This is a genomic window from Marinobacter lutaoensis (assembly GCF_001981305.1).
In the GTDB taxonomy this organism is placed as follows: domain Bacteria; phylum Pseudomonadota; class Gammaproteobacteria; order Pseudomonadales; family Oleiphilaceae; genus Marinobacter; species Marinobacter lutaoensis.
Map to the genome: position 1 here is coordinate 325516 of NZ_MSCW01000007.1, position 24015 is coordinate 349530.

General features: G+C 63.6%; 20 protein-coding genes and 1 tRNA gene. 5 read left to right on the forward strand and 16 right to left on the reverse strand.

The genetic code is table 11. From position 1 onward, the window contains the following. Nucleotides 1-2: 2 nt before the first annotated feature. The 4 genes from BTO32_RS11075 to BTO32_RS11090 all read left to right on the forward strand — a co-directional run bounded on the left by BTO32_RS11075 (nt 3) and on the right by BTO32_RS11090 (nt 4215). Nucleotides 3-704 carry an ABC transporter ATP-binding protein gene (locus BTO32_RS11075; RefSeq protein WP_076724700.1) on the forward strand — a complete coding sequence of 234 codons (702 nt, stop codon included), beginning with the start codon at nt 3-5 and terminating at the stop codon, nt 702-704. A 250-nt stretch (nt 705-954) separates the two neighbouring features. Further along, nucleotides 955-1419, forward strand: a complete 465-nt coding sequence (locus BTO32_RS11080; protein WP_076724701.1) for a DUF3015 domain-containing protein — start codon at nt 955-957, stop codon at nt 1417-1419. 82 nt (nt 1420-1501) lie between these two features. After that, complete coding sequence (locus tag BTO32_RS11085) at nt 1502-3367, forward strand: Lnb N-terminal periplasmic domain-containing protein (RefSeq protein ID WP_076724702.1); 1866 nt, start codon at nt 1502-1504, stop codon at nt 3365-3367. Further along, the gene (locus BTO32_RS11090) at nt 3337-4215 is read left to right on the forward strand and encodes an alpha/beta hydrolase (RefSeq protein WP_076724703.1); all 879 of its coding nucleotides are present in this window, start codon (nt 3337-3339) and stop codon (nt 4213-4215) included. The genes BTO32_RS11085 and BTO32_RS11090 overlap by 31 nt, the downstream gene beginning before the upstream one ends. Before the next feature lie 82 nt (nt 4216-4297). Here the strand turns inward: BTO32_RS11090 and pnp are convergent, their stop codons facing one another. The 14 genes from pnp to rlmE form a co-directional block, all read right to left on the reverse strand. Then, a complete protein-coding gene (gene pnp, locus BTO32_RS11095; RefSeq protein ID WP_245820335.1) occupies nt 4298-6412 on the reverse strand; it encodes a polyribonucleotide nucleotidyltransferase in 2115 nt (704 codons plus the stop codon). 348 nt (nt 6413-6760) lie between these two features. Continuing rightward, entirely contained in the window at nt 6761-7030 is a 270-nt protein-coding gene (gene rpsO, locus BTO32_RS11100; RefSeq protein ID WP_076724705.1) for a 30S ribosomal protein S15, read from the reverse strand. Between the two features lie 62 nt (nt 7031-7092). Continuing rightward, the gene (truB, locus tag BTO32_RS11105; protein ID WP_076724706.1) at nt 7093-8034 is read right to left on the reverse strand and encodes a tRNA pseudouridine(55) synthase TruB; all 942 of its coding nucleotides are present in this window, start codon (nt 8032-8034) and stop codon (nt 7093-7095) included. Further along, nucleotides 8031-8462, reverse strand: a complete 432-nt coding sequence (gene rbfA, locus BTO32_RS11110) for a 30S ribosome-binding factor RbfA (RefSeq protein ID WP_076724707.1) — start codon at nt 8460-8462, stop codon at nt 8031-8033. Before rbfA ends, truB begins: the two co-directional genes overlap by 4 nt. Further along, complete coding sequence (gene infB, locus BTO32_RS11115) at nt 8462-11047, reverse strand: translation initiation factor IF-2 (RefSeq protein WP_076724708.1); 2586 nt, start codon at nt 11045-11047, stop codon at nt 8462-8464. The genes rbfA and infB overlap by 1 nt, the downstream gene beginning before the upstream one ends. An 18-nt stretch (nt 11048-11065) precedes the next feature. Continuing rightward, nucleotides 11066-12559: a transcription termination factor NusA gene (gene nusA / locus BTO32_RS11120; protein WP_076724709.1), complete on the reverse strand. Its 1494-nt coding sequence runs from the start codon at nt 12557-12559 to the stop codon at nt 11066-11068. A 52-nt stretch (nt 12560-12611) separates the two neighbouring features. After that, on the reverse strand, nt 12612-13073 hold the full coding sequence (gene rimP, locus BTO32_RS11125; protein WP_076724710.1) for a ribosome maturation factor RimP: 462 nt from the start codon (nt 13071-13073) through the stop codon (nt 12612-12614). A gap of 320 nt (nt 13074-13393) precedes the next feature. Further along, nucleotides 13394-13478, reverse strand: a tRNA-Leu gene (locus tag BTO32_RS11130). Nucleotides 13479-13485: 7 nt separating this feature from the next. After that, nucleotides 13486-13872: a preprotein translocase subunit SecG gene (gene secG / locus BTO32_RS11135; protein WP_076724711.1), complete on the reverse strand. Its 387-nt coding sequence runs from the start codon at nt 13870-13872 to the stop codon at nt 13486-13488. Between the two features lie 18 nt (nt 13873-13890). Continuing rightward, nucleotides 13891-14655, reverse strand: coding sequence for a triose-phosphate isomerase (tpiA, locus tag BTO32_RS11140; RefSeq protein WP_076724712.1), 765 nt, complete (start codon nt 14653-14655; stop codon nt 13891-13893). 78 nt (nt 14656-14733) lie between these two features. Then, nucleotides 14734-16080 carry a phosphoglucosamine mutase gene (gene glmM / locus BTO32_RS11145; protein WP_076724713.1) on the reverse strand — a complete coding sequence of 449 codons (1347 nt, stop codon included), beginning with the start codon at nt 16078-16080 and terminating at the stop codon, nt 14734-14736. Beyond that, complete coding sequence (folP, locus tag BTO32_RS11150) at nt 16080-16910, reverse strand: dihydropteroate synthase (RefSeq protein WP_076724714.1); 831 nt, start codon at nt 16908-16910, stop codon at nt 16080-16082. Before folP ends, glmM begins: the two co-directional genes overlap by 1 nt. 96 nt (nt 16911-17006) lie before the next feature. Continuing rightward, nucleotides 17007-18938, reverse strand: a complete 1932-nt coding sequence (gene ftsH, locus BTO32_RS11155) for an ATP-dependent zinc metalloprotease FtsH (RefSeq protein WP_076725084.1) — start codon at nt 18936-18938, stop codon at nt 17007-17009. A 136-nt stretch (nt 18939-19074) separates the two neighbouring features. Further along, nucleotides 19075-19695 (reverse strand): 23S rRNA (uridine(2552)-2'-O)-methyltransferase RlmE, encoded by a 621-nt coding sequence (gene rlmE, locus BTO32_RS11160; protein WP_076724715.1) that lies wholly within the window; start codon nt 19693-19695, stop codon nt 19075-19077. Between the two features lie 157 nt (nt 19696-19852). Between rlmE and yhbY the strand changes: the two genes are divergently transcribed. Further along, nucleotides 19853-20164, forward strand: a complete 312-nt coding sequence (yhbY, locus tag BTO32_RS11165; RefSeq protein ID WP_076724716.1) for a ribosome assembly RNA-binding protein YhbY — start codon at nt 19853-19855, stop codon at nt 20162-20164. 79 nt (nt 20165-20243) lie between these two features. On the opposite strand, the gene greA is transcribed toward yhbY, so the two are convergent. Next, nucleotides 20244-20723 carry a transcription elongation factor GreA gene (gene greA / locus BTO32_RS11170; protein WP_076724717.1) on the reverse strand — a complete coding sequence of 160 codons (480 nt, stop codon included), beginning with the start codon at nt 20721-20723 and terminating at the stop codon, nt 20244-20246. A gap of 4 nt (nt 20724-20727) precedes the next feature. Continuing rightward, nucleotides 20728-23946, reverse strand: coding sequence for a carbamoyl-phosphate synthase large subunit (gene carB / locus BTO32_RS11175; RefSeq protein WP_076724718.1), 3219 nt, complete (start codon nt 23944-23946; stop codon nt 20728-20730). Nucleotides 23947-24015 lie beyond the last annotated feature (69 nt).

A 24015-nucleotide genomic window follows, 5' to 3' on the forward strand; every position in this document is an offset into this window, starting at 1 on the left:
CCATGCTAGTACTTGAAAACGTTCATACCCATTATGGGAAAATCGAGGCGCTGCACGGGGTTTCCGTCGAAGTAAACAAGGGGGAGATCGTTTCCCTGATCGGTGCCAACGGCGCCGGCAAGACGACCCTGCTGATGACCGTCTGTGGCAGCCCGCAGGCAAGCTCGGGACGGGTCATCCTGGAAGGCCGGGACATTACCCACGAGCCCACGGCGCAGATCATGCGCTCAGGCATAGCCATCGTGCCCGAGGGCCGGCGCATCTTTTCCGGCCTGACCGTTGAGGAAAACCTGCACATGGGCGGCTTCTTCAACACCAAGGCGGAGATCCGCAAGAGCCAGGACTACGTCTACGAGCTCTTTCCCCGCCTGAAAGAGCGGGAGCACCAGCGGGCCGGTACCATGTCCGGGGGCGAGCAGCAGATGCTCGCCATCGGCCGGGCCCTGATGAGCAAACCCCGCATGATCATCCTCGACGAACCCTCGCTGGGGCTGGCGCCGCTGGTCATCCAGCAGATCTTCGAGATCATCGGCCAGCTGCGGGACGAAGGCATCACGGTCTTTCTGGTGGAGCAGAACGCCCACCAGGCCCTGAACCTGGCGGACCGTGGCTACGTGCTGGAGACCGGACGGATCCGCCTACACGACACCGGCAAGAACCTGCTGGCCAACCCGGACGTGCGCAACGCCTACCTGGGGGGATAACCCCACCTCGCACCGGAGTGCAGCCCGGCTGCCTCCGGTTGCCCTCACCCGGCACCGGCATGGGCCGTTTTTTTCGACACAAATCAAACACTCACGATATTTCCCAGTTGCTTTTCCGAAAACTGGACTATACTCCGGGTTACGGTCTGACCTGTCTCCACAGGATCCTGTCAGGGCCGTTCCCGTCGGTCCGGCCTGGCCGGCCTGGCGGTCTATGCGACGACAGCTAAACCACAGAAAGGAGTGGATAATGAAAAAACTGATCGCAGGTGCAATTCTTCTGGGTGCTTCTTCCATGGCCTTTGCTCAACCGGGCTGTGGCGTGGGTGCCATGATCTGGAAAGGACAATCCGGTATCGCGCCTCACGTGCTGGCGGCAACCACCAATGGTACTTTCGGTAACCAGACCTTTGGTATGACCACCGGCACCCTGGGTTGCCAGACCAACGAGGCCGTCCAGTCCATGGCCATGTACATGGACAGCAATATCGACAAAGTTGCCCGTGACATGTCCCGCGGTTCCGGTGAAAACCTCGACACCCTGGCGGTACTGCTGGGCGTCGAACAAGGTGACCGCGAAACGTTCCGCAAGGTGCTGCAGGACAACTTCGCCACCATCTTCCCGAGCGCCGACACCACCTCCGGTGAAGCCATCGACGCCATCGTCGGTGTTCTGGAGCAGCACGAAGCGCTGAGCAAATACGTCGCGGCCTGATCCGCATCCGGCAAGGACGCACCACCCGGCGCCAGGGATGGCGCCACCACCCTCTTTTCTTTCAACCGGACACGCAGGACCCATGGGCCAAACCTTGCGACTTGGGCTGGCTGTCTTCTGGCTTGCCCTCAGTGCCAATCTGTATGCCACCGACCTTGATGTCCCCGAAGACCTGTACCAGGACCCAGACTGGCTCACTCTCGGTCACTACCAACCCGGCCCTTTGGGTCGCGGCTACACCAGCCAGGCCGATGACGACCGGTTCTTCCTGAGTCCCGACGGCAAACATTCGCCCAAAGCCGAACTTGAAGCCACCCTACGGGCCATCCAGACGCCCGGGGACGGAGACCTGCACGCCCGCTGTCGCTTCCCCGCCCGCGACGCCTGGCTCCGGGAGCGACTCGGCCTGCCCCGCTCGCCGGTCACCTGCCCGGCGTACGACGCTTGGAAACGAACCCTGAACACTGAAACCGTGACCCTGGTGTTCGCCGCTTCCTACCTGAACAGCCCCTCGTCGATGTTCGGTCACACCTTCCTGCGCCTGGACCCGCCACAGCAGGACGAACAGACCAACCTGCTGCTGGCCAGCACCATCTCCTATGCCGCCGACGCACAGGCGCACGACAGTGAACTCCTGTTCGCCTACAAGGGCATCTTCGGTGGCTACCCCGGCATCACCACCGTGCAGCCCTACTACGAAAAGATTCGCCTCTACTCGGACATTGAGCACCGAGACCTTTGGGAATACACCCTCAACCTGACCGGCCCGGAAGTGGAGCGCCTGCTGGCCCATGCCTGGGAAATTCAGGACAAGCGCTTCGACTACTACTTCTTTGACGAGAATTGCGCCTACCGGCTGTTGGCCCTGATTGACGTGGCACGACCGGGCACGCGCCTACTGGATGAAGTCGGCACCCACGCCATCCCCTCGGACACGGTTCGCTGGGTGGTCGACAAAGGGCTGGTGAGCCGGGTCTACTACCGCCCCTCGGCGGCCACCTCAGTGGCCTACCAGATCGACCAGCTGCCCGCCCCCCAGCAACAGCTGGCGGCAGCGATTGCCAACGGCTACGTTGCCCCGGACGCCCCCGAGGTACGCGCCCTGCCGGAACCTGAGCAGGCCGCCGTGCTGGACGCCACCTACGATTACGTCCGCTACCAGAGCGAGGCCGAGGGTTGGCCCCGCGGCTACGCCGCTCCCCTGTCCCACCGGCTGCTGATGGCCCGGAGCCGAATCCACGGTGCAGTGCCGAAAGACACACCGCCGACACCCCCGGTTCGCGACGACCAAGGGCACGACACCTTCCGGCTGAGCCTGGGCACGGGCCAGCAGGATCACCGCGAGTTTCTGAACCTAACCCTGCGCCCGGCCTATCACGACGTGCTGGACCCGCCCGCCGGTTACCGGCCCGGTGCCCAGCTGCAGTTCCTGCGGCTGGATGCACGGGTGTACACCGACAACGACGAACTCCAGCTGGAACGGCTGACGGCCGTCGAGATCCGCTCCCTGAGCCCACGGGATGCGTTCTTCTCCCCCCTGTCCTGGCAGGTGGGCTTTGGTGCCCGCCGGACCGACACCGGCCAGGACCGCGTGCTGACCCCCTACCTGGAAGGCGGCGCCGGTGGCAGCTGGCGTCTGGGCGGGGCGACCCAGGCATTCGCGCTGGCCACCGCCGACCTGGAAATTGACGACGACCTGAGCCGGGGCTATGACGCCGCGCCCGGAGCGGACTTGGGGCTCCTGCACCAGAGCGACCGGCTGAGCCTCCTGGCCGGCGTCCGGACCAAAGCCTGGCTGGTCAGTGATCAGCACCGCCGCGACCAGCTCTACCTGCAGGGCGGCTGGCATCTGGGGCGCCGTTTCAGCCTGTTCGCGGAATTCTCCCGGGACCACCACTTCGACAGGTACCAAAGCCTATGGCACGCCGGACTGCACGCCTATTTCTGAGCCTTGCCCTGCTGGCCGCCACAACCCTGGGCGGGCTGTCCGGCTGCAGCAGCGTCTTTTTCTATCCGGACCACGTGACCTACGTGACTCCCGACCGACTCGGCCTGGCCTACGACGACATTTACCTCGACACCGGGGACGGCGAGCGGCTGCACGGATGGTGGCTACCCGCTGCCGAGACCGGCAACGTCAGGGGAACCGTGTACTACCTGCACGGCAACGCCCAGAACATCAGCAGCCATATCCTCAACATCGCCTGGCTGCCGGAGGCCGGCTACAATGTGTTCACCCTGGACTACCGGGGCTTCGGCCAATCCACCGGCGACCCGGACCTCGAAGGCGCCCTCCACGACGTCGAAACCGGCCTGCGCTGGCTTGCCGACACCCCGAAACGGGGCGATCAACCGGTCTACCTGCTCGGCCAGAGCCTTGGCGGAGGCCTGGGGGTCGCGCTGGCCAGCGAGTGGACCCGACGGGGGGAGACACCGGCGCTGACCGGCGTCATCCTAGACGGTACCTTTTCCGGGTTCCGGGCAATCGCCCGGGAGAAACTGGCGGCGTTCTGGCTGACCTGGGCGTTCCAGATTCCGCTGAGCTGGACCGTTCCCGGGGACTACGAAGGCACGGACAGAATTGCCGGCATCAGCCCGGTTCCGGTGCTGGTGATTCACAGCGTTCGGGATGGGATCATTCCCTTCCACCATGGCCGAGCCCTGTTCGAGGCGGCCCGGGAGCCCAAGGCCTTCCTGCAGACGGACACGCCCCACGCGGCAACCTTCGTAATTCCGGAATATCGGGAAGACGTGCTTCGCTTCATGGCGACCGCAGCAAAGGGAAGCGGAGGGTAAGCGGGCCCCGCTACTGACACGGAGCCCATAAAAAACCCGCCGACCCAGGGGAGCGGCGGGTTTTTGCCAGGCCCGAAGGCGATCAGGCGGAGAAGTCCGTCGGCTGCTCGCCTTCCTTCACTTCCTTCATGGACAGCTTCACGCGGCCGCGGTTGTCCACGTCCAGCACCTTGACCAGCACTTCCTGACCTTCGCTCAGTTCATCGGAGACATTCTCGATCCGGCGGTCGGAGATCTGGGAAATGTGCACCAGTCCATCCTTACCCGGCAGAATGTTCACGAACGCACCGAAGTCCACAATACGCTCAACCCGACCCTTGTAGATCGCGCCAACCTCGATCTCCGCGGTGATCTCGCGGATCCGGTTGACGGCCGCCTGGGCGGCGGCCTGGTTGTCGGCGTAGATCTTGACGTTGCCGTCGTCGTCCAGGTCGATGGAGGCACCGGTTTCGTCACAGATGGCGCGAATCACCGAGCCGCCCTTGCCGATGACCTCACGGATCTTGTCCGGGTGGATCTTGATGGCGGTGATGCTCGGGGCACGCTCGGACAGCTCCGCACGCGGCTCGGCGATCACCTTGTTCATTTCCTCCAGGATGTGCAGACGGGCTTCGTGAGCCTGCTGCAGCGCGATTTCCATGATCTCGTCGGTGATCCCGTTGATCTTGATGTCCATCTGCAGTGCGGTCACACCGTCTTGGGTGCCGGCCACTTTGAAGTCCATGTCACCCAGGTGGTCTTCGTCACCCAGGATGTCGGTCAGAACCGCGAACCGGTCACCTTCCTTAACCAGGCCCATGGCGATGCCCGCCACTGGAGCCTTCAGCGGAACCCCCGCGTCCATCAGCGCCAGGGAGGAGCCACAGACGGACGCCATGGAGCTGGAACCGTTGGACTCGGTGATCTCGGACACCGCCCGGATGGCATACGGGAACTCGTCGATGGACGGCATCACCGCAGCGACACCCCGCTTGGCCAGGCGACCGTGACCGATTTCACGACGGCCCGGTGAGCCCATGCGGCCCGCCTCACCCACGGAGTACGGAGGGAAGTTGTAGTGGAACAGGAAGGCGTCCTTCTTCTCACCTTCCAGAGCATCAATGATCTGTACGTCACGGGTGGTTCCCAGGGTCGCGGTAACGATGGCCTGGGTCTCGCCCCGGGTAAACAGGGCCGAGCCGTGTACGTTGGGCAGGATGCCGACTTCCACTTTGATCGGGCGTACGGTCTTGTTGTCGCGACCGTCGATACGCGGCTTGCCGTCCAGCACCTGCTGGCGAACGATCTGCTTCTCAATCTTGCCCAGGTATTTCTTAACGTCTTCCTCGGACGGACGACCTTCCTCGTCGCCGGCGAACGCCTCGACCGCCCGGGCCTTGATCTCACCCAGGCGCTCATAGCGGGCCATCTTGTCACGGATGCCGTAGGCTTCCTCGATGGCGGCACCGAACTCCGCCTTGAGCGCGTTCAGCAGGTCCGTATTCTCCGGCTCGGGCTGCCAGTCCCAGCGCGGCTTGCCGACTTCGGCGGCGAATTCCTTGATGGCCTTGATGGCCGTCTGCATTTCCTGATGCGCGAACAGAACGCCCCCGAGCATCTGGTCCTCGGTCAGGCCCTTGGCCTCCGACTCCACCATCAGCACGGCGTCCTCGGTGCCCGCCACGACCATGTCGAGCAGGGAGCTCTCGAGCTCGGCAAAGGTGGGGTTGAGGAAATAGCCCTTGTCGTCGGTGAAGCCGACACGTGCCGCCCCGATGGGGCCCTCAAACGGAATACCGGAAATGGCCAGTGCCGCGGAGGCGGCGAGCATGGCGGCGATGTCCGGATCCTGTTCCTTGCTGGCGGACATGACCGTGCAGATCACCTGCACCTCGTTCATGAAGCCTTCCGGGAACAGCGGACGGATTGGACGGTCGATCAGGCGGGACGTCAGGGTTTCCTTCTCGGACGGACGGCCTTCGCGCTTGAAGAAGCCCCCCGGAATCTTGCCCACGGCGTAGGTCTTCTCGATGTAGTTGACGGTCAGCGGGAAGAAACCCTGGCCTGGCTTGGCTTCCTTGGCGCCAACCACGGTCCCCAATACGGCGGTCTCGCCGGAAGTGACCAGCACCGCGCCGGTGGCTTGGCGGGCAATACGGCCGGTTTCGAGGGTGAAGGTCTGGCCACCCATTTCAAAGGTCTTGGTGCGAGGTTGCAGTTCCACAACACACTCCTGTAGCAAAAGTCAAAAAACGTTCTGTCGAACAACGGGAACCGCCGACCGCTCGGATCGGGGCCCACAGAACCGCAGGTGTTTGCTGGGCGACCTCGTGGCGCAGCCTGCCTGAAAGCTAACAGGCTGTTGCAAAATCCCGGTCTGCGACGGCCGGGGCTTTTCAACAACCTGCTATCAAAGGGTGCTTTCGGTTACGACAGACGACTCCCTGGGGTCACGGGCAAAACAACCGCGGTGGCAATGCACGGAAGAGAAGCTTCAACCGGCGGCAACCCGCCGGTTGACGGCCTGGCCCCGTGCGGGCACAGGCCCCAGACTGTCAAGGCCGGATCAGCGACGCAGACCCAGGCGCTGGATCAGCTCCAGATACCGGTCGGCGTTCTTGCGCTTCAGGTAGTCCAGCAGCTTACGGCGCTGGTTGACCATCCGGATCAGACCACGACGGGAGTGGTGGTCCTGCTTGTTGGCCTTGAAGTGTTCCTGCAGCTTGTCGATGTTGGCGGACAGCAGGGCCACCTGAACTTCAGGAGAACCGGTGTCGCCTTCGCTTTGCTGAAACTCTTTTACAATCTGTGCTTTCTCACTGGCAGACAGTGCCATATGTCACCTCATTGGTTGCGATGCTCATTCATCCAGCCGAACCGCGCATCTCTACAGCCCGGCTAAGGGCGCCGTGACTCACGTCCGGAGCCCCCTTTCACCAGCCGACGAGGCACCACACGGGTCCGCTCGCCTTCCGGGAAAGCCTCGACCAGCCCTACGAAGTCGTGCTCGCCGTACAGGCGCGCAAAACCCTCGACGGGCTGGCCCGGTATTCTAACCTGTTGTCCATTCAAGATCGATAGCAGCGCCCCATCCCGCAGGCGCAGTTCCGGGAACATGGAGAGCGCCGTATCCGGGGCCAGCAGCAGGCCGTCCAGGCTTTCACCCCGGGCCCGCATCGCTTCCAGGTCCTCGACCCGGTGGGCATCCGCCAGGGTGTAGCCGGAGGCCAGGGTACGCCGCAGTGCGGTCACATGGGCGCCGCAACCGAGGGCCTCGCCAATGTCCTCCACCAGTGAGCGAATGTACGTACCCTTGGTGCAGGCCACCGCCAGGTCCAGCTCGTTTCCGCGCAGCGCCAGCAGTTTCAGCTCATGGATGGTGACCGGGCGTGCCGGGCGCTCCACCTCGACACCTTCACGGGCATACTCATACAGAGGCCGCCCCTTGTGCTTGAGCGCGGAGTACATTGACGGAACCTGCTGGATGTCGCCGCGGAACCGGTCCAGCACCGACTCCACGGCGGCCTCGGTCAGCGCCGGCACCGGCCGCTCGGACACCACTGCGCCGTCGCTGTCCCCGGTTTCAGTACGCACCCCAAGCCTGGCGGTGGTGACGTAGGCCTTGTCGCTGTCCAGCATCAGCTGGGAGAACTTGGTGGCCTCCCCAAAACACAGCGGCAGCACGCCGGTCGCCAGCGGGTCCAGGGCACCGGTGTGCCCGGCCTTGGCCGCGCCGAACAGGCGCTTGACCTGCTGCAGGATGCCGTTGGAGGTGACACCCTGGGGTTTGTCGATCACCAGAATGCCGTTGACATTCCGGCCTCTCTGTCGCCGCCTCAAGCGTCCCGCTCCGGATTATCGGAAACCGGGTCGTCGTTGTCGTCCCGCGGCACCACCGGGCTGTCACCGACCGCCTCGCGAATCAGCCGATCCATCCGGCGGCTCTGACCCAGCAGGGCATCGAAGTGGAACCGCAGGTGCGGTACCACCCGCAGCTTCATGGCCCGACCGACCTGGCCGCGCAGGAAGCCGGCCGCCTTGTTGAGCACGGCCAGCGATGCCTGCACTTCCGGGGACTGCTCCGACAGTTCCTCGGTCGACATCAGGGACACGTACACGTCGGCGTAGCCGAGGTCCCGGCTGACCTTGACCGCATTGACCGTGACCATGCCCACCCGCGGGTCCTTGATTTCCCGCTGGATGAGCACCGCCAGTTCACGCTGCATCTGATCGCCGATGCGATCCACACGGCTGTATTCCCGAGCCATCAGCCCCCCGTGGACTCCAGTTTGCGCTCGACTTTGACCCGATCGAACACCTCGATCTGGTCACCCACCTTGACGTCGTACCCTTTAACGCCGATACCGCACTCCATGCCGTTACGCACTTCCGCGACGTCATCCTTGAAGCGGCGCAGCGACTCCAGCTCGCCCTCAAAGATCACCACGTTGTCACGCAGCACGCGGATCGGCTTGTTCCGGTACACGGTACCCTCGACCACCATACAGCCGGCCACCTGGCCGAACTTCGGCGAGCGGAAGGTGTCCCGGACTTCGGCGATGCCGACGATCTCTTCCCGGTACTCCGGTGCCAGCATGCCGGTCAGGGCCGCTTTCACGTCATCGATCAGGTTGTAGATGATGCTGTAGTAACGCAGGTCCAGACCTTCCTGTTCGACCAGGCGTTTGGCGGCGGAATCCGCACGTACGTTGAAGCCGAAAATCACGGCGTTGGTGGCTGCCGCCAGACTCACGTCCGTCTCCGCGATACCGCCCACGCCCGAGGACACGATCTTGACCTGAACCTCGTCGTTGCCCAGGTCCAGCAGGGCCTTGGTGATCGCCTCCAGAGAACCGCGCACGTCGGTCTTCAGGACGACGTTGAGGGTCTTGACCTCGTCCTTGCCCATGTTCTCGAACATGTTCTCAAGCTTGGCCGCCTGCTGGCGCTGCAGACGCTGCTCGCGCTCACGGGCCTGGCGGAATTCCACCAGCTCCTTGGCCTTCCGCTCATCGGCCACCACGAACAACTCGTCACCCGCGTCCGGCGTACCATTCAGGCCGAGAATCTCAACCGGGATAGACGGCCCGGCTTCCTTGACCTGACGGCCGGACTCGTCGGTCATGGCGCGAACCTTACCGAAGTAGGAACCCGCCACCACCATATCGCCCCGGTGCAGGGTACCGTTCTGGACCAGCACGGTCGCCACCGAGCCCCGGCCCCGTTCCAGACTGGACTCGATGACCACGCCCTTGGCCGAGGCATCCGGTGACGCTTCCAGCTCCAGAATTTCCGCCTGCAGCAGCACGGCTTCCAGCAGGTCCTCGATGCCCTGACCGGTGTGCGCGGACACCGGCACGAACTGGGTGTCGCCACCCCAGTCTTCCGGAATCACTTCCAGCGCCGACAGCTCGTTCTTGATGCGGTCGGGGTCCGCCTCTTCCTTGTCCATCTTGTTGATGGCCACCACGATCGGCACGCCAGCGGAGCGGGCGTGGTCGATTGCCTCCTTGGTCTGGGGCATGACGCCGTCGTCCGCGGCCACCACCAGAATGACGATGTCCGTACACTGGGCACCGCGCGCCCGCATGGCGGTAAACGCCGCGTGGCCCGGAGTATCCAGGAAGGTGATCATGCCGTGGTCGGTTTCAACATGATAGGCACCGATGTGCTGGGTAATGCCACCGGATTCGCCAGCCGCCACCTTGGTGCGCCGGATGTAGTCCAGCAACGAGGTCTTGCCGTGGTCGACGTGGCCCATGACGCTGACCACCGGTGCCCGTTTGATCTTTTCCTTGCCCTCGGAGTCGCCGGTGATCTCGCTCAGGATCTCCTCCTCGAAGGCTTCCTCGCTGACCGGTTTGGCCTTGTGCCCCAGTTCCTCGGTCACCAGAATCGCCGTTTCCTGATCCAGCGGCTGGTTGATGGTGGCCATGACGCCCATACCCATCAGGGTCTTGATGACATCCGCCGCCTTCACGGCCATGCGCTGGGCCAGATCGCCAACGGTAATGGTCTCGGGGATTTCCACTTCTCGTACCATGGGCTTGGTCGGCCTCTCGAAGCCATGACGCTTCTCTTTGGGTTTCTTTTTCACACGCAGCGACTTACGCGGCGTGGACTCGTCCTCGTCATCCGAGATGAGCACCGGCTCCTCCACCGGACGACTGCGGGGGCCTCGATGACCCGCCTGTTTCTTCTTGGGCTTGCCGTCGTCGACCTCTTCTGTGCGCTCGCGCACCTTGCTCTTCTTCTTGCCCTTGCGGTCCTTGCCGTCCTTGTCCGGCGGCGGGACAGCCACGCCTTCGGCGGTCTCGGGCTCAGCGGCCTCGGGCTCCGCCGGCGCGCTCTCATCGGAAGGCGCTTCCTCGGATTCCGACGGCGTGGTATCCGGCGCGGCCTCCGGCTTCGCTTCGGCCTCCGGCGCCTGGGCCGCGTCCGCAGCCTGCGGCGCCTGAGCTTCCGCCACCGCGGGGGTCGCCTCTTCGGCGGCGGCCGGGGCGGGTTGCGCGTCGATCACCTCTTCCGGTTTCGGCGCCTCGGGCTCCGGCTCCGGTTGCAGCTCGGCCCGCTTGATGTAGGTACGGCGCTTGCGTACCTCGACGTTCACCGTCTTGGCCTTGCCGGCTTTGAGGGTGGTGGTGGTCTTGCGTTTCAACGTGATCTTGCGCGGCTCGGCATCCGCCTCGCCGTGGGTCTTTCTCAGATAAGCCAGCAACTGCTGTTTCTCATCGCTGGTCACAGAGTCGTCCTCGGAGCGGGCCTTGAGGCCGGCCTCGACGATCTGCTTCAGCAAACGATCCACGGGAGCGCCTACATCTCTGGCCAGTTGTTTTACCGTTACTTCAGACATACTGGTCCTCCTCCCGAATTAAGCCTGATCTTCAAACCAGGGAGCCCGCGCGGCCATGATCAGCTGGCCGGCACGCTCTTCATCCATTCCTTCAATGTCGAGCAGATCGTCCACCGACTGCTCCGCCAAGTCCTCCATGGTACGGACCCCCATGCCCGCCAGTTTGAAGGCCAGGGCACGGTCCATGCCGTCCATGTTGAGCAGGTCGTCCGCCGGCTCGGCGCCCTCCAGGGCTTCCTCGTCCGCCAGAGCCTGATTCAGAAGCACGTCCTTGGCCCGACGGCGCAGCTCCGTCACGGTCTCCTCGTCGAAGCCCTCAATCGCCAGCAGCTCTTCCATGGGGACGTAGGCCACCTCCTCCAGAGAGGTGAAGCCTTCCTCGATCAACACGCTGGCAAACTCCTCATCCACATCCAGGGTGGAGGTGAAGTATTCCAGCAACCGGTTGTACTCCTGCTGCTGGCGCTCGCCGGCCTCTTCCTCGGTCATCACGTTCAGGGTCCAGCCGGTCAGCTCGGACGCCAGGCGAACGTTCTGGCCATTGCGGCCGATGGCCTGGGCCAGATTGTCCTCCGCCACCGCCACGTCCATGGTGTGCCGGTCCTCGTCGATAACGATGGAAGCCACTTCCGCCGGGGCCATGGCGTTGATCACCAGCTGCGCGGGGTTATCGTCCCACAGCACGATATCGACCCGCTCGCCACCCAGTTCGTTGGACACCGCCTGAACCCGGGAACCTCGCATGCCAACACAGGCACCCACCGGATCGATCCGGCGATCATTGGTCTTCACCGCGATCTTGGCCCGGGAACCCGGATCCCGGGCCGCGCCCCGGATTTCAATCAGTTCCTCGGCGATTTCGGGGACCTCGATCCGGAACAGCTCCACCAGCATCTGCGGCGCGGTGCGGCTGAGAATCAGCTGGGGCCCGCGATGATCGGTGCGGATTTCCAGCAGCAGCGCCCGCACCCGGTCACCCATGCGGAAGGATTCGCGCGGAATCAGGTGCTCGCGCGGCAGCAGGGCCTCGGCGTTGCCGCCCAGGTCGACGATGACGTTGTCCCGGGTCACTTTTTTCACGGTTCCGGAGACCAGCTCGCCGATCCGGTCACGGTAGCTGTCCACGATCTTGGCCCGCTCGGCCTCCCGCACTTTCTGAAAGATGATCTGCTTCGCGGCCTGAGCGCCAATGCGGCCAAAGGAGACGGACTCCACCTTCTCTTCATAGATGTCGCCGGGCTTGAGGTTGGGATCGATCTCCTCGGCCTCCTGCAACGTCAGTTCGGTACCCAGCGCCGGTACCTGGTCGTTGTCCACCACCAGCCAGCGGCGGAAGGTCTCGTATTCGCCGGTCCTGCGGTCGATGGCAACCCGAATGTCGGCGTCCTCGTCTTCGTAACGCTTCTTGGCCGCCGTGGCGAGCGCAAGCTCGATCGCCTCAAAAATCACGTCCTTCTCGACACCCTTTTCGTTCGAGACGGATTCGACCACCAGCAAGATCTCTTTACTCATTGGATTGCCCTGCCCTCAAAAGCTGTTCGTCCACTGACACATTCAAATGAAATCATTCAAAAACCGGAACAATGTTGGCCCGCTCGATACTGTCGAACGGCAACAGATATTCGTGATCGTCCACGACGACGACGACGTCCTCGCCTTCCACGCCCTTGAGCACACCCTGAAATTTCCGGCGCCCCTCAAAGGCCATCCGCAACCGGACCTGAACCTGGTGTCCGGCGAAGTCCTGGTACTGCTCAAGTCGGAACAGCGGCCGGTCCATCCCCGGGGACGACACCTCCAGGGTGTATTCGGTCTGAATGGGGTCCTCCACATCCATGACACCACTGATCTGCCGGCTGACTTTCTCGCAATCATCAATGGTGATGCCGTTCTCGGCGTCGTCGATGAACACCCGCAACAGGGAGTGATGCCCCTGGGAGCGGAACTCGAGCCCCCAGAAGGTGTACCCCATCCCCTCGACCACCGGCCGAAGCAGATCTTCCAGTTGTTTAAGCTTGGCTGACAAGGTTATGCCTTCTCCACTTGGAACACTTACCGACCCTACAAACAAAAAAAGGGCTGTTAGATCAGCCCTTTTTATGCATCAGGGCCCGATGCGCCAGGCCCCTTAATCAAAAAGCCCCGTGATTGGGGCCTTTTGTTGCAAGAACTCACAGGAAAAGACCGGTGAACGGCTTTATCCTGCTGACAGACACCTGGCCTGCCAGGAAACCGGGGCAAGGCCCAGCGGCTCCACTATGCGCCGGAGTATAGAGACGCCCGGCGGACTGGTCAAGGACTGACCAAAAAAAACGGCCTGGATATTCCAAGCCGTTTTCTTGTATTTGGTGCCCGGGGCCGGACTCGAACCGGCACGGCTTGCGCCACTACCCCCTCAAGATAGCGTGTCTACCAGTTTCACCACCCGGGCATGAACCTTACTCGAGCTCGGGAAGATCGGCCTTCCCACTCTCGGCCTCACCGGCCGCCGCATCCGCCTTGTCAGCAGGCTCGGCCGGTGCTTGCTCCTCGACCTTGACGCTTTCCTGAACCACAGGAATACCCGCGTCGGCCGCAACTTCGGCCCGCTGCTTGGCGAATACCGCCAGCGAAAAACTTGTCACGAAGAACACGATGGCCAGCGATGTGGTCAGTCGGGTCAGGAAGCTGCCGCTGCCCTGGCTACCAAACACGGTCTGGGACGCACCCCCACCGAAGGCGGCGCCAGCATCGGCCCCCTTGCCCTGCTGGATCAGCACCAGGCCCACCAGCGCGACGGCAATCACCACGTGCACAACGACGACCAGTGTTTCCAACCAACCCATATCGAATCCCGCGAACAGTTAACCTTTGGCACCCGCCGGCATCGCCCGACAAATGCTCAGAAAATCCTCAGCGACCAATGACGCGCCGCCGATCAGCCCGCCATCGATGTCCGGCTGGGCAAAAAGTGCGGCCGCATTATCCGCTTTTACGCTGCCGCCGTAAAGCACCGAAATTGTCTCCGCCGGTGCCCCGGCCTCGGCCAGCGCCTGACGGATGGCCCGATGCATACACTGCGCATCCTCCGCCGTCGCCGTCTGGCCCGTACCAATCGCCCAGACCGGCTCGTACGCCACGACTACCCGGGACCACTGCGCCGCTGCCACCCGAGCCAACCCCTGGCGAACCTGGCCCGTCACCACGGCCTCGGCGTCGCCGGCTTCTCGCTCATTCAGGGTCTCGCCGACACAGAGGATCACCTCCAGCTCCGCCGACAGCGCCTGGGCCACCTTTTCGGCGATCACCGCATCGGTTTCACCAAAGTACTGGCGACGCTCGGAGTGCCCCACCAGGGCGACACGACATCCGAGATCGGCCGCCATGGCCGCCGACACCTCGCCGGTGTAGGCCCCGGAGCGCCACTGGCTGACATTCTGAACCCCGACGGACAGCCGGCCACGCGCGCGCACCAGGACATCACGGGCATACAGCGCGGGGGGAATGATAACAACCTCCACGCCATTATCAAGAGCGCCCACTCCGTCCCTGACCGGGTCAACCAGCTGTTCCACCAGTTCGGTGGAGCCGTTCATTTTCCAGTTACCGGCAACGATCTTGCGACGCATAACGCTTCCCGAATCCAAGGGAGGCGGAACTATACAGCAGTCCCTGCCCCCAGACAACCACCCCGGGCAGGAGCGCGGTCAGGACGACGACCGCTCGACCGCTTGCGCGAGTGCCGTCGCCACGCGGGCGATATCGGTCTGCGACTGGCCCTCGACCATCACCCGGATGACCGGCTCCGTGCCAGACGCCCGCAACAGCACCCGACCGGCATTTCCCAGGGTCTGCTCGGCCTGGCGTACCGCCTCGCGGATGTCGTCCCGGGCCAGCGGATCGAACCGCTCCGCCACCCGGACGTTGATCATGGTCTGCGGCAGTTTGGTCATGCCCCGGCGCAACTCGGCCAGGGTCTGCCCCGACTTGTAAATCGCCAGCATCACCTGCAGGGCGGAAATAATACCGTCGCCGGTGGAGGTGCAGTCCCGGATCACCAGGTGCCCGGAGCCCTCACCGCCCAACAGCCAGTTGTTGGCCAGCAGGCGCTCCATGACGTAGCGATCGCCCACCTGGGCGCGCTCGAACTCAATCCCCCGTTCACGCAGGGCCAGCTCCACCCCCAGGTTGGTCATCAGGGTGCCGACCACGCCTCCCCGGAGACGGCCCTCGGCCTGGCGCTGCGAGGCAATGATGTAAAGCAGCTCGTCGCCGTCCACTTCGGAGCCGTCCCGGTCCACCATCTGGACACGGTCACCGTCACCGTCAAAGGCGATCCCCAGGTCGGCTTTCTTTTCCAGCACCGCCTGCCTGAGCGCGTCCAGGTGTGTCGAACCGACGTTCAGGTTGATGTTCAAGCCATCCGGCTCGCCGCCGATCACCGACACCCGGGCCCCCAGCTCTCGGAACACCTTGGGCGCGACGTGGTAGGTGGCGCCATGGGCGCAATCGAGCACGATGTGCAGCCCTTCCATGGAAAACTCGTTCGGCACGGTGCTCTTGCAGAACTCCACATAGCGCCCGGGCGCATCGTCGATCCGCGAGGCCTTGCCCAGCTCGGAAGGCGCGCACACCTGGACCGCCGGGCTGTCGAGCCAACGCTCGATCTCCGCTTCCAGGGCATCGTCCAGCTTGGTACCGGCGGCGGAAAAAAACTTGATGCCATTGTCATGGTGCGGATTGTGGGAGGCGCTGATCACGATTCCGGCGGAAGCCCGGAAGGTGCGCGTCAGATAGGCGATGGCCGGCGTCGGCATCGGCCCCAACAGCCTGACGTCGACACCGGCCGCGGACAGGCCGGCCTCCAGCGCCGACTCGAACATGTGGCCGGAAAGACGGGTGTCCTTGCCGATCAGCACACTGTTGCGCTGACCGTCCCGCTTGAACGCCTGGCCGGCGGCCCACCCCAGCTTCAGCATGAACTCAGGCGTAATGGGAAAATCTCCCACCTGCCCGCGGATTCCGTCCGTTCCAAAGTATTTCCGCTTGGCCATCAACCCGCCTCCTTCACCGCCGTCGCCACCTTGACGGCATCCACCGTTTCCCTGACATCGTGCACCCGCACAATGCTGGCCCCTTTCATGGCCGCTATTGTCGCGGCGGCGAGGCTGGCGGGCAAGCGCTCACCCACCTCACGCCCGGTCAGCTGCCCGAGCATGGACTTGCGGGACACGCCAATCAGCAGCGGGTAACCGAGAATATCGAGCTGTTCCAGCGCCGCCAGCAGCGCCAGGTTGTGGTCCAGGTTCTTGCCAAAACCAAACCCCGGATCCAGCAGAATGTGTTCGGGACGCACCCCGGCCTGTTCCGCCACCGTCACCCGCTCGGCAAGGAAAGCACAGACCTCGCGTCGCAGGTTCTGATAGCACGGACGTTCCTGCATCGTCGCCGGTTCCCCCTTGATGTGCATTAGGCACACCGGGATCCCGGCCACCGCCGCAGCCTCCGGCGCGCCTTCCCGCTGCAACGCCCGGACATCGTTGATCAGGCCAGCGCCGAGCTTGGCGGTTTCCGTCATGACCTGCGGGGAGCTGGTATCCACGGACACCACCACGTCCAGCTCCCGGGCGATGGCCTCCACCACCGGGCACACCCGGTCCAGCTCTTCCTGAACGGACACCGGGGCCGCGCCCGGGCGGGTGGATTCGCCGCCCACGTCGATGAAGGTCGCACCATCCGCCACCATCTGGCGCGCCCGCGCCATGGCAGCGTCGAACGAGTTGAACCGGCCCCCGTCGGAGAAGGAATCGGGGGTGACATTGAGTATTCCCATCACGTGACAGCGGGACAGGTCGACCACCCGTCCGGCAAAACTCATTTTCATAACGAACCCGTCTTGCTGACTTTCACTGGTTTCCCAAAAACAAACGCCGCCCGATATCCGGGCGGCGCAAGCAACCGATGGTTGTGGCGTGGCGGCTCAGTGCTCTCCCGCCGGCCGGCCCACGCCGGGCTGGCGACCGCTGTCGGAGCCCTTGGCCTTGGCGGCCTCCGGCTCCTCCGCCCGCACACCGCCGGTGGGGTTACTGTCACCCCAGCCCGCGGGCGGCCGGGGTTCGCGGCCTTCCATAATGTCGTCGATCTGGTAGCGATCGATGGTTTCATACTTCATCAGAGCTTCCGCCATCATGTCCAGCTTGTCCCGGTTCTCGATCAGGATCTGCTTGGCCTTGGCATAGCACTCATCAATGATGTTCCGCACTTCCTCGTCGATGCGCTGGGCAGTCTCCGGCGAGTACACGGTATGCACCTGGCCGGCGGAACGACCGAGGAACGGTTCCTCGCTGTCGGTATCGTACTGCAGCGGGCCGAGTTTTTCCGACAGCCCCCAGCGGGTGACCATGTTACGGGCCAGACTGGTTGCCCGCTCAATGTCGTTGGAAGCACCGGTGGTGACACCATCGACGCCCAGCGTCAGTTCCTCGGCGATCCGGCCACCGAACAGGCTGCAGATCGAGCTGATCAGGTAGCGCTTGGAGTGACTGTAGCGGTCCTCCTCCGGAAGGAACATGGTGACCCCAAGGGCGCGGCCGCGGGGGATGATGCTGACCTTGTACACCGGGTCATGCTCTGGCATCAGGCGCCCGACGATGGCATGGCCGGACTCGTGATAGGCGGTGTTCCGTTTTTCCTTCTCGCTCATCACCATGGACTTGCGCTCGGCGCCCATCATGATCTTGTCCTTGGCGAGCTCCAGTTCCTCCATGGTGACCAGACGCTGGTTGCGACGGGCGGCGAACAGGGCCGCCTCGTTCACCAGATTGGCCAGGTCGGCGCCGGAAAAGCCCGGTGTGCCGCGAGCAATAACCGCCGGGTCGATGCCGTCGGCCAGCGGCACTTTTTTCAGGTGCACCTTGAGAATCTGCTCCCGGCCGATGATGTCCGGCAGGTTGACCACCACCTGGCGGTCAAACCGGCCCGGGCGCAGCAATGCCGGGTCCAGCACATCCGGTCGGTTGGTGGCCGCGATCACGATGACGCCTTCGTTGCCCTCGAAGCCGTCCATTTCGACCAGCAGCTGGTTCAGCGTCTGTTCACGCTCGTCGTGACCGCCCCCCATGCCGGCGCCACGGTGGCGACCGACGGCGTCGATCTCGTCGATAAAGATGATGCACGGGCTTTGCTTCTTCGCCTGCTCGAACATATCACGGACCCGGGACGCGCCCACGCCCACGAACATCTCCACGAAATCGGAACCGGAGATGGAGAAGAACGGCACCTTGGCTTCGCCGGCGATGGCCTTGGCCAGCAACGTCTTACCGGTACCGGGGGGCCCCACCATCAGGACGCCCCTGGGGATGCGGCCACCCAGGCGCTGGAATTTGCTGGGATCACGCAGGAAGTCCACCAGCTCCTTGACGTCCTCCTTCGCCTCGTCGACACCCGCGACATCGGCGAAGGTGGTCTTGATCTGGTCCTCGCTCATCAGCCGCGCCTTGCTCTTGCCGAACGACATGGGGCCCTTGCCGGCACCGCCGCCCTGCATCTGCCGCATGAAGAACACGAACAGCGCCACGATGATGAGAATCGGGAACGCCGCCACCAGCAGCTGAGTCCAGAGGCTCTGACGCTCCGGCTCCTTGCCGATCACCTCGACGTTGTTGGCCAACAGGTCGTCCATCAGCTTGGTATCGACCACCTGCGGGCGGATGGTCTGGAACTGGGAGCCGTCACTGCGGGTCCCCTGGATTTCCAGGCCGTCGATGGTCACCCGGCTGACCTGTCCCTGTTGCACCATCTGGACGAACTGGGAATAGTTGACTTGCTGACCGCTGGTGGTGGGAGAAAAATTCTGAAACACCATCAGCAGCACGGCGGCTATGACTAGCCAGAGAACCAGATTTTTTGCCATATCGTTCAAGGATCGTCACCTGTGAATTGCAGGACGCCCCTTCGGGGACATCCTTTTTCGACACCTTACACCAATTGTACGCCTGTCCACCAGAAACGGCCCATCCGCCCGGTGCCAGGCCGGCCGACGTGCCCTGTCAGCCCCGAAAGCCCTTGCCCACCAGATACACCTCCCGGGAACGGGCCCGGGACGAATCCGGCTTGCGGCTGACCACCGTCTGGAAGTCACGGCGCATGTCCGCCAGCAGGGCGTCAAACCCCTCGCCCTGGAACACCTTGGCGACGAAAGCGCCGCCCGGTCGCAGCACCCGCTGCGCCATGTCCAGGGCCAGCTCCACCAGCCCCATGGCCCGGGGGATATCCACTGCGGCCATACCACTCATATTGGGTGCCATATCCGAAATAACAACGTCCGCCCGGCGATCCCCCAACAACGCCAGCAGCGACTCGAACACCGAATCCTCGGTGAAGTCACCCTGCACGAATTCCACCCCGGCGATCGGATCCATCGGCAGAATGTCGCTGGCGATCACGGTGCCGGTGTCCCCCACCCGCTCAATGGCCACCTGGGACCAGCCGCCGGGTGCGGCGCCCAGGTCCACCACCAACTGGCCCGGCCGGAACAGCCGGTCTTTCCTGTCCAGCTCGATGAGCTTGTAACTGGCCCGGGAACGGTAGCCTTCTTCCTGGGACTTTTTGACCCAGACGTCACTGAAATGTTCCTTCAACCAGCGGTCACTGGACTTGGAGCGTGCCAAACCAACCTCCAACTTAGCAACGACCGCGCCCGCCCCCGGATACGGGTTAACTGGCATTTCCGGGGCGAAGCGATCTGTTACAATCCACGGATTATAGATGCCGTCAGCGAGCACTTCGCTGACCTTTTGTTAATTGCAATCATTAAGAGATTACATCATGAGCCTTTCACCGGAACAGCGCCGGGCCTACCGGGCCATTGCCCACGACCTCAAACCCGTGATCATCGTGGGGGACAAAGGCTTGTCCGAAGGGCTGCAGGAGGAACTCGAGCGGGCCCTCAACGATCACGAGCTGATCAAGGTCAAGGTGGCCAGTCAGGACCGGGAGGTTCGCCGGGAGATCATCGAAGCCCTGTGCCAGATTTCAGGCGCCGAACTGGTCCAGACCATCGGCAAGATCGCCGTGCTGCTGCGTCGCGCCAGGACCCCCAACCCGAGGCTGTCCAACCTGCTGCGGCACACCCACTGAGGCGACTCAATGAAAAAGCCGGCCAGGGTCTGCCATGGCCGGCTTTTTTGTGGCCCGAGCACCCGCCCGGGCTCACCCGTCAGATGTACTCCACCTCGGCGATCTCGTATTCCACGGTGCCGGACGGTACACGGATGGCCACCACGTCGCCCTCGTCCTTGCCCACCAGGGCCCGGGCGATGGGCGAGGAAATCGACAGCTTGCCTTCCTTGATGTCAGCCTCGTCTTCCCCAACGATCTGGTAGGTCACCTCTTCATCGGTTTCCATGTTCACCAGGTGCACGGTGGCCCCGAAAATCACCTTGCCGTTGTTTTCCATGGTGGTGACATCGATCACCTGGGCCGAGGCAAGCTTGCCCTCGATTTCCTGAATCCGGCCTTCGATAAAGCTCTGTTGTTCGCGGGCGGCATGATACTCCGCGTTCTCCTTGAGGTCGCCGTGCTCGCGGGCCTCGGCGATGGCCGCGATCACCCGCGGGCGGTCCTCGGACTTCAGCCTCTTCAATTCCTCGCGCAGACGGGCCTCGCCCGTCTTGGTCATGGGTACTCTGTCAGCCATAGTCTTACTTTCCTGCGTGTAGGTCCTGCAGCCGGCGCACCGTCCGCTCCGGGCCGAACTTGATGGCCCGGCAGAAGGCTTCGCCGCCCGCCAGAGTCGTTGTATAGGTCACCTTGGTCTGCAGGGCCGACTGGCGGATTTGCGCCGAGTCGGAAATGGCCTTGCGACCTTCGGTGGTGTTGATGATCAGCTGGACCTGGCCATTCTTGATCGCATCCACGATGTGCGGGCGCCCCTCACGGACCTTGTTGACCCGCTCCACCTCGATACCCTCGGCCTCCAGGGCCTTGGCGGTACCGGTGGTGGCGATGATCCGGAAGCCGGCCTCGACCAGGTCCCGGGCCACCTTGGCGGCCCCCGGCTTGTCTACGTCACGCACCGACATGAAAGCGGTGCCCCGGGCCGGCAGGCGTTCGCCCACCGCCAGCGCGGCCTTGGCAAACGCCTCGTCGAAGCTGTCGCCCAGGCCCATCACCTCGCCGGTGGACTTCATTTCCGGCCCCAGGATCGGGTCCACCGCCGGGAATTTGTTGAACGGGAACACGGATTCCTTCACCGCATAGTAGCGCGGCACGATTTCCTCCGTGAAGCCCAGCTCTTTCAGGGTCTTGCCCGCCATCACCCGGGCCGCCACCTGAGCCAGGGACACGCCGATGGCCTTGGAGACGAACGGCACCGTGCGCGAGGCCCGGGGGTTCACCTCGATTACGTAGATCTCGCCGTCCTGATAGGCCAGCTGTACGTTCATCAGGCCCACCACATCCAGCTCGATGGCCATCTTCTTCACCGCCTCGCGCATCCGGTCCTGCACGTCCTGCGACAAGGTGTACGGCGGCAGTGAGCAGGCGGAATCACCGGAGTGCACGCCGGCCTGCTCGATGTGCTGCATGATGCCCCCGATGACCACGTCGGTGCCGTCGCAGATGGCGTCGATGTCCACCTCGATGGCAGCGTTCAGGAAGTGGTCCAGCAGCACCGGGCTGTCGTTGGACACCAGCACCGCATTCCGCATGTAGCGCACCAGCTCGGTCTCGTCATAGACGATTTCCATGGCCCGGCCGCCCAATACGTAGGATGGGCGCACCACCAGCGGGTAACCGATTTCCCGCGCCGCCAGGATACCTTCCTCGTGGCTGCGCACGGTGGCGTTCTTCGGCTGTTTCAAGCCCAGACGGGAGATCATCTGCTGGAACCGCTCCCGGTCCTCGGCCCGGTCGATGGCGTCTGGGCTGGTGCCGATGATGGGCACACCCGCCGCTTCCAGGCCGCGCGCCAGCTTCAGGGGCGTCTGGCCGCCGTACTGCACGATCACCCCTTTGGGCTGCTCGACGTGGATGATTTCCAGCACATCCTCCAGGGTGATCGGCTCAAAGTACAGCCGGTCGGAGGTGTCGTAGTCGGTGGACACCGTCTCCGGGTTGCAGTTGATCATGATGGTCTCGTAGCCATCCTCGCGCATGGCCAGGGCCGCGTGCACGCAGCAGTAGTCGAACTCGATGCCCTGGCCGATCCGGTTGGGGCCGCCGCCGATGACCACGATCTTCTCGCGATCGCTGGGGTCAGCCTCGCACTCTTCCTCGTAGGTGGAGTACATGTAGGCGGTGCTGGAGGCAAACTCGGCGGCGCAGGTGTCGACCCGCTTGTACACCGGACGAATGCCCAGCTCATGGCGCAGCTTACGCAGGCTGGCCTCGGAGATGCCCAGCAGCTTCGCCAGGCGGGCGTCGGAAAAACCCTTGCGCTTGAGCCGGAACAGCGTGGCCCGGTCGATGTCCGCTTTGCCTGCCTGCTTGAGCGCCTGTTCTTCCCGAATGATGTCCTCAATCTGCACCAGGAACCAGGGATCGATGTTGGTGTGACGGAACACTTCGTCCACCGTCAGGCCGGCACGGAAGGCATCACCGATGTACCAGATGCGGTCCGCTCCGGGCACGTTCAGTTCCCGGGTGAGGGCCTCGCGGGCATTCTCGGAATCCAGGTCCTCCAGTTTCTCGTCAAAGCCCTCGGAGCCCACCTCCAGGCCACGCAGAGCTTTCTGCAACGACTCCTGGAAAGTCCGGCCGATGGCCATCACCTCACCCACGGACTTCATCTGGGTAGTCAGGCGGGCGTCGGCCTGGGGGAATTTCTCGAAGGTGAAGCGGGGAATCTTGGTGACCACGTAGTCGATGGACGGCTCGAACGAGGCCGGGGTGACCCCTCCGGTGATCTCGTTGCGCAGCTCGTCCAGGGTGTAGCCCACCGCCAACTTGGCCGCCACCTTGGCAATCGGGAAGCCGGTGGCCTTGGAGGCCAACGCCGAGGAGCGGGACACCCGGGGGTTCATTTCAATCACCACCATGCGCCCGGTGTTCGGGTTGATGCCGAACTGCACGTTGGAACCACCGGTCTCAACTCCGATCTCGCGCAACACCGCCAGCGAGGCGTTGCGCATGATCTGATACTCCTTGTCGGTCAGGGTCTGGGCCGGGGCCACGGTAATGGAGTCCCCGGTGTGCACGCCCATGGGGTCGAAGTTCTCAATGGAGCAGACGATGATGCAGTTGTCGTTCTTGTCCCGAACGACCTCCATCTCGTACTCCTTCCAGCCGATCAAGGATTCGTCGATCAGCAGCTCGTTGGTGGGCGAGAGGTCCAGCCCGCGCTGGCAGATCTCCTCAAACTCATCCTTGTTGTAGGCAATGCCACCGCCGGAGCCGCCCATGGTGAAGGACGGCCGGATGATGCACGGGAAGCCGATCTCCTCGGCCACTTTCCAGGCCTCCTCCATGGAGTGGGCGATGGCCGCGCGCGGGCATTCCAGGCCGATCTTCTTCATGGCCTTGTCGAACCGGTCGCGGTCCTCGGCCTTGTCGATGGTGTCGGCGTTGGCGCCGATCATTTCCACCCCATGCTTGGCCAGCACGCCATGACGCTCCAGGTCCAGCGCGCAGTTGAGGGCGGTCTGCCCCCCCATGGTCGGCAGCAGGGCGTCCGGTTTTTCCTTTTCGATGATTTTCTCGACCGTCTTCCAGGTGATGGGTTCGATGTAGGTGGCGTCCGCCATCGCCGGGTCGGTCATGATGGTGGCCGGGTTGGAGTTCACCAGAATCACCCGGTAGCCCTCTTCCCTCAACGCCTTGCAGGCCTGGGCCCCGGAATAGTCGAACTCGCACGCCTGACCGATCACGATGGGACCGGCGCCCAGGATCAGGATGCTTTCAATGTCGGTACGTTTTGGCATGTCTCGATAAACCTGTCAGCAACTTTGAATTCTGGCTGCGCCAAACGCGGCGCCCGTGAGCGTATCCCC